A 6,015-nucleotide genomic window follows, 5' to 3' on the forward strand; every position below is an offset into this window, starting at 1 on the left:
CGGTGGAGTGAGGCGGGTGTCGCCGGTGGAGTGAGGCGGGTGTCGCCGGTGGAGTGAGGCGGGTGTCGCCGGTGGAGTGAGGCGGGTGTCGCCGGTGGAGTCGGATGGCGTCGCCGGTGAAGTGAGACGGCGTCGCCGCCGGGTGCTCAGTGGCTCATTCGCTCAGTGGCTCAGTGGCTCGTGGCTCATTCGCTCATGTGCCAGGAGCCGTCGGTGTAGTCGTAGGCGTACTGCGGGCGTCCCTTGACGCTGCTGGTGCGGAACGGCGAGCCCTGGTCGTCGATCCGCAGCGTCCCCGAGCGGCCACCGCTCGCCCAGTCCAGCTCCAGGTACCAGCTACAGTCGCAGCCCGCCGTGCGGGCGTTGACCAGCAGCACCTCCGGGTCGGAGGCCGAGACGCGGTAGGGGAAGCGGACGGCGGGGATCGGCTTGCCCGCGTCGTTGCCCTCGGTGGGGCGGGCCAGCGGACGGGCGGCGTCCAGATTCACCGAGAAGGCGCGCGGGGTGAGGGAGCCCCCGCAGCCGTTGTCCATGGCGAACGACGACCACGCGAGCGGGGTGCGGCGGCCCACGACCCGTACATGCAGGGCCTGGAGGACGACCGCCGACGAGGCCCGGCCCTGCACCGTGACCTCGACATTGGTGGTCCCGCCGTGCACCGCGCCATGGGCGGCGGCCCAGGTCGGGGCGTCCTGCTCGGTGGGCGGCGGGGCGACCTCGGACGGGGACCGGTCGATGAGATAGCGGTGGCCGCAGCCGTTCTCCCAGACATGGGAACGGGTGGAGAGAGTGAGCGGGACCTGGGTGGAGCCGCCGCCGTCCGAGCCCTTGGAGGCGCCGGGCGCGGGGGAGCCGGAGGCGCCCCCATTGGCCCTCTGTTCCTTGCCGCGCTCGCCCTTACCGTCCTTACCGTCGCCGCGCGGTGCGCCGGACGCGTCGTCGCCGTCCGTCTTCTGACGGTCCAGATGTCCGCGGGCGCTCGGCCCGGAGCGCGGTGTGGACGAGGGGGCGGCGGAGGGCGGTGAGGCCGCCGCGTCCTTACGGCCGTCCTCGCCGGGCGGCCGTACCTCGACGGCGGTGACGGCGAGCACGACGACGGCGGCGGCCCCGGCGAGTAACGCCCACGGCCGCCGCGCCCGTGACACGACGGCGCTGCCGCCGTCGCTCCCGGGCACGGCCCGCAAACGCCTCCGCGCGGTGGGCGTGGACGGGGCGTTGCCGGGGGGCGTGGACCGGGTGTTGCCGGTGGGCGTGGACCGGGTGTTGCCGGTGGGCGTGGATCGGGCGTCGCCCGTAGGCGCGCCGGGCGGTCGGGCGTGACCGGCCGACGCGGACAGGGTCCTGCCGCCGCCGGTCCGTTCGGTGGCGTGCCCGGGCTGCTGCCCGGCACCGCCCTGGTGCGCGCCACCTTGGCCGAGGACCGCCCGATCCGGCCCGGTGGCCTCTTCGGGGCGGCCCGGTGAGGGGTCGGGCTCGGTGGCAGCCGTGGTGCCGCCGTTCGTGGTGTTGGTCGTGGAGGCGGCCTCGGCGGGTGTGGAGGGGCGGCCGGTGGCCGGGCGGGCGTCGGGCGAGGCGGTGCTCTCGGAGGGGTCCGATGTCGCCGATGTCGCCGACGTCTCCGACGGATCGTCCGTTCCCGCCGGGTCGTCGGCGCCTTCTCGTTTGTCGGCTAACTGCCGTGACCCACCGTCAGCAGGCCGCGCATCCGCCTCCCGCGCTGCGCCGCCGCCCACCACCGGTCGGTCGGTCCCGTCCCCGCGCGGGGCCGACGCCGTGCCGTCGGCCGCCGGTCGGCCGCCCGCGCTCTCGCGGTCGGCCTCGCGTGTGCGGCGTCTGGAGGCGTCCGCGAGGATCCAGCGGCGGTGAAGGGCGAGCAGTTCCTCCGGGGTGGCGCCGCACAGCCGGGCGAAGCGCTCCACGGAGGCGTACTCCGCCGGGACCGCGTCGCCGTTGCAGTAGCGGTGCAGCGTGGACGTGCTGACGTGCAGTCGTGTGGCCAACGAGCCGTAACTGCGGCCCGATCGCTCCTTCAGCACCCGCAGTCTCTCGGCGAAATCCTCAACCTCTTTGGCGTTCCCCACGCCCACCACCCCCCATTTCGTCCCCGGCACCGCGACTTCGTCCCGTGGGCGTTCCACGGGCGCGTTCCAGGGTGCTGTCATACCCCCAAGTCAGCGTACGTGCAGGCGTTCCAGCGTCCCGTATGCCCCGCCGGTCGTAGCGGCCACGGCCAGGTGGCGCACACGCTTGTCCTGCCGCCGCGACCTCCCGGTGCGGCGGCGGACCTGCACAGATGCTGAGACAGATGCTGAGATCGGGAAGAGACGAGGAAACACCTCATGCGCAAGCCCACGCACTCATTCCGCTTCCGCGGTGCCGCGCCAGGCGTCGTGGCCGCGGCCGCCGTCGTGGCCGTGGCCGTGGCCGGGACCGGGTCGGCCCAGGCCCACGCACCCTCGGCCCGGGCGGAGGCGCAGGCGGTCGTAGCCCAGGGCACCCCCGGCCACCTCGTGCCGAGGGAGCTGCCGCCGCATCGGAGTTCGGACTGGTACGCCAGTGACGTCACTCGGGGCCTGCCCGAGACCGCTCCGTTCTGCGTGGAGAAGACCCTGCCGTCGGCCGGGGCGACGCATCGCACGTTCTGGACCGAGTACGACACGAGCGCCACGCAGATCGTGGTCAGGACCGGCACGGTGGAGGCGGCCCGTAAGCTCGCCGCCGCGGCCGAGAAGAAGATCCAGAACTGCGCCGCCGACTGGGTGCGCGACTATCCGGAGGGCACCGCCTCCGGGCGGGACTACGGCGCGCTGACGGCCGAGGACGGCGCCCATGTCTACGGCGTCCACACCTCGTACCCGGACTCGGAGCCCGGCATCCACCTCTTCGGCGTGGGACGCGACGGCCGGACCGTCACGGTCGTGTCGTGGGGCGAGATGGGCGGCTACGACCAGGCGCCGGTCGCCGACTTCAAGCGCACCACCACGACCGCGGTGGTGAAGCTGTACCACCCCTGAGCAGGCCCTGACGGAGCCCTGACGGAGTCCTGACGGGGGCGGCGCGGGGGCCGAGGGCAGACGGGCCAACGGGGGTGATGGGCCCGAGGGGCGGACGGGGGCGACGGGGGACGTGGCTCAAGAAGGGCCGAGGGGGCACGCCGGACGGGGTGACGGGGGACACGGCCCGAGGGGCTGACGGGGGGTGAGGCGGCCCGACGGGGCCGATAGGGAGCGCGGCGAGGGGGCCGACGAAGGACTCGGCCCGAGGGGGCCGCCAGGGGGTCACATGGCCCGACGGGCCGACGGGGGTGGCAGGTCCGAGGGGCCAACGGGGAAGGGGACCGGTGGCGGCTACGCGTACACACGGGGGTACGCGTGGCCGCCATCTCCGCGTGTCCGGGGCCTGCCGTGTCCCTCCGGGGGCGACGGGCCCCGGGACGGCCGGGCCCAGGACCTGCCGTGTCCCGTACGGCGAAGGGCCCCGAACCGGCCGGGACCCGGGGCCGGGCGCGCCGAATCCCGTACGGAGGCAACGGGCCCCGGGGCGGCCGCGCCCCGGGGAGGGTGACCTGCCCGGCCCCGCCGGAACCCCCGGGGCGGAGGGTCGATCATGGGGGCGCGTGGCCGATATGGTCGAGGTACGCCGCCCCACCGGACGCCCGACCGTCGGAGGTTCCCATGCCGAACGGCTCGCTCTCCCTCGCCGCCTCCCTCTACCTGCTCTCCTACGACCCCGAGACCGGCATGCCCACCGGTGCTCACACCGCCCTCCTCGTCCGCGCCGCCGCCCTCACCGAACTCGTTCAGCGGGGCATGCTCACCGACACCGACGGCAGCCCCTGCCCGGTGGCCGACGCCGCCACCGGAGACCGGGCACTCGACGGGCTGCTGGAGCTGATCGGCGAATCCCGGCCGCGAAGCTGGCACATCTGGGTGGGACATCAGCCGCGGCTGACCGAGCACGCGGTCCGCGACCAGATGGTGGCGGCCGGTTATGTGCGGGCGAAGGGGAGGCGGGTGCTGGGGCTGTTCCCGGCCAAGGAGTACACGCTGGAACGGCCCGACCAGGTGGCCGGGATGCGGGATGACGCGGTGCGCGTACTGCATGGCGAGCAGCCGGCGGCCGAAGTGTCCGAACGGGACGCGGCGTTGGTCACCCTGGCGGCGGCGGGCGAGCTGCGGGCCGTGGTGACGGCCACGGACGCCAAGGTCCGCAAGCACCGGATCCTCGAACTGGGGGAGCGCTGTGGGGGCATGGGGCCGGTGCTGGAGAAGGTGATCGCCCAGGTGCGGACGGCGCTCGCCGCCGCCGTCGCCACGGCCATGCTGGCGGCGACCACGACCGCGACCGCCACCTGACTCCCGCACCGTAAGGGCGGGCTCAAGCGTCTGTACGGGCACACGGGTGGTGTCCGCCGTAAGGGCTCACGGGGTCCGTAAGGGCTCACGGGATCCGTAAGAGTTCACGGGATCCGTAAGGGCTCACGGGGTCCGTAAGGGCGCGCTCACAGGTGTCGGGTCCGTAAGGGCGGTCTCGCAGGTGTCCGTACGGACGGGCTCCAGGTGTCCGTACGGGCGGTCTCGCGGGTGTTCGTACGGACCGGCTCACTGGTCCGTACGGGCGGGCTCACAGGTCGGGTGTCCGTTCCGGCTCAGGCGTCTCTCAGCAGCGACGCCAGCCCCTGGTCCAGGTCGAGCTCCCCGGCCTCGCTGCCCTCGGGGACGATGGCGAACGAGCGGCCGAGGAAGCTGCGGAGATCCGCGGTGTCGAACTGGACCATGGCCATGCCCTCGGGGGCATGGAACTCCAGGACCGTCCGCCGCGGTCCGCACGGCCACATCTGGACATCCCCGCTGCCCGCCGGGCCGCGCAGCCCGGCCGAGAGCAGCTCCCGCCCGAACGTCCACTCCACCGCGGAGCCGTCGAGCGACGCGGAGGGCGGGAACGAGACGCGGACGGCGAACGGGTCGTCCCGCTCATAGCGCAGGCACGCCGGAATCGCGCGTGACTCGGGCGTCGACGCGATGAGCTGTGCCTGGACGGCTTGATCGATGACAGTGGTCACGTCGGCTCCCTTGCGATAGGTGCGGGGCGCGTCGCCCTTTCGAGGGTTAAGACGTTTGGGCGATCAGGGCAGTGCACCCACTTTCGACGTGACGTGCGTCACGAGTGTTTTTTCGAGGGGACATAGGGCATTTAGGCTTGCCAAACCATGCAAGGTCTCGGGGCGCCGTGCGGAGCTGTTACAGAACGGCGGCATTGACGAGGCACCCACCCCAGGGGTTGTTCCACCATGACCGAAGGTCACGCACCGCTCGACGCGGCCGCCTACACCCGTATCTACCAAGCCGAATATTCGCGTCTGTGCGGATATGCCCGAACTCTTACCGGTAACCCCTGGGTTGCCGGAGACCTGGTGGCCGAGGCGCACTACAGCGTGTGGCGCAAGCTGCGCGCCGGGCATCCGCTCGGCGCCGACGCCGTCCCCGCCGAGCTGACGAGCGCCGTAAGAGAGCTGTCGGCCGGGGCGGGGGGCTGGGGCCCGGCGCAGCAGGCGTCGTACCTCGAACCGCTCGTGGAGGTCCTCCATGAGCTGCCGCAGCGCTGGGTGAAGGTGCTCTGGCTCGCCGAGGTGGACGGGCTGCCGCCGCAGGACGTGGCATGGCGGACCGGGGTGAGTCCGGACGGCGCGGCGGCCCTGGTGGAGCGGGTCCGGGGGAGCGTGCGCCAGGAGTTCCTGCGCGCCCAGCCCGGCTATCCGGCGAGCGCGGCGTGCGGTGAGCACTGGGAGCGGCTGCCCGGCCATGTGCAGGGCACGGACTCCCCGGACCAGGCCGAGCGGATCGCCGTGCACATCGACGGCTGCCGGGACTGCCGGGGCCGGATGGAGCAGCTCGTGGCGGCCGACGACCGGCTGCCCGCGCTGACCGGCCCGGCGCTGCTGGCGCTGTACGACCGGGACATGGCGCGCTTCCTGGCGCCCTTGGCGGCCGCCGCTGCGGTGGGCGCCGCAGGGGC

At 73.6% G+C, this 6,015-nt stretch carries 4 protein-coding genes and 1 pseudogene; 3 read left to right on the forward strand and 2 right to left on the reverse strand.

Annotation, left to right across the window (positions count from 1 at the left end):
• Positions 1 to 185 precede the first annotated feature (185 nt).
• A complete protein-coding gene (locus KN815_RS51220) occupies positions 186 to 2,162 on the reverse strand; it encodes a transcriptional regulator (RefSeq protein WP_253209640.1) in 1,977 nt (658 codons plus the stop codon).
• Between the two features lie 177 nt (positions 2,163 to 2,339).
• Here KN815_RS51220 and KN815_RS44855 point away from each other — a divergent pair, with 177 nt between their 5' ends.
• Together KN815_RS44855 and KN815_RS44860 are read left to right on the forward strand one after the other, a co-directional pair.
• Positions 2,340 to 3,014: a hypothetical protein gene (locus KN815_RS44855; RefSeq protein ID WP_216347561.1), complete on the forward strand. Its 675-nt coding sequence runs from the start codon at positions 2,340 to 2,342 to the stop codon at positions 3,012 to 3,014.
• Positions 3,015 to 3,674: 660 nt separating this feature from the next.
• Positions 3,675 to 4,355, forward strand: coding sequence for a GOLPH3/VPS74 family protein (locus KN815_RS44860; protein WP_216347562.1), 681 nt, complete (start codon positions 3,675 to 3,677; stop codon positions 4,353 to 4,355).
• Between the two features lie 293 nt (positions 4,356 to 4,648).
• Here KN815_RS44860 and ssgD read toward each other — a convergent pair whose 3' ends face one another.
• The gene (ssgD, locus tag KN815_RS44865; protein WP_216347563.1) at positions 4,649 to 5,062 is read right to left on the reverse strand and encodes a spore wall synthesis regulator SsgD; all 414 of its coding nucleotides are present in this window, start codon (positions 5,060 to 5,062) and stop codon (positions 4,649 to 4,651) included.
• A 228-nt stretch (positions 5,063 to 5,290) separates the two neighbouring features.
• Here ssgD and KN815_RS44870 point away from each other — a divergent pair.
• A pseudogene (locus KN815_RS44870) lies at positions 5,291 to 6,015 on the forward strand (hypothetical protein); the annotation flags it as partial.

Source organism: Streptomyces niphimycinicus, from assembly GCF_018883605.1.
GTDB lineage: Bacteria > Actinomycetota > Actinomycetes > Streptomycetales > Streptomycetaceae > Streptomyces > Streptomyces niphimycinicus.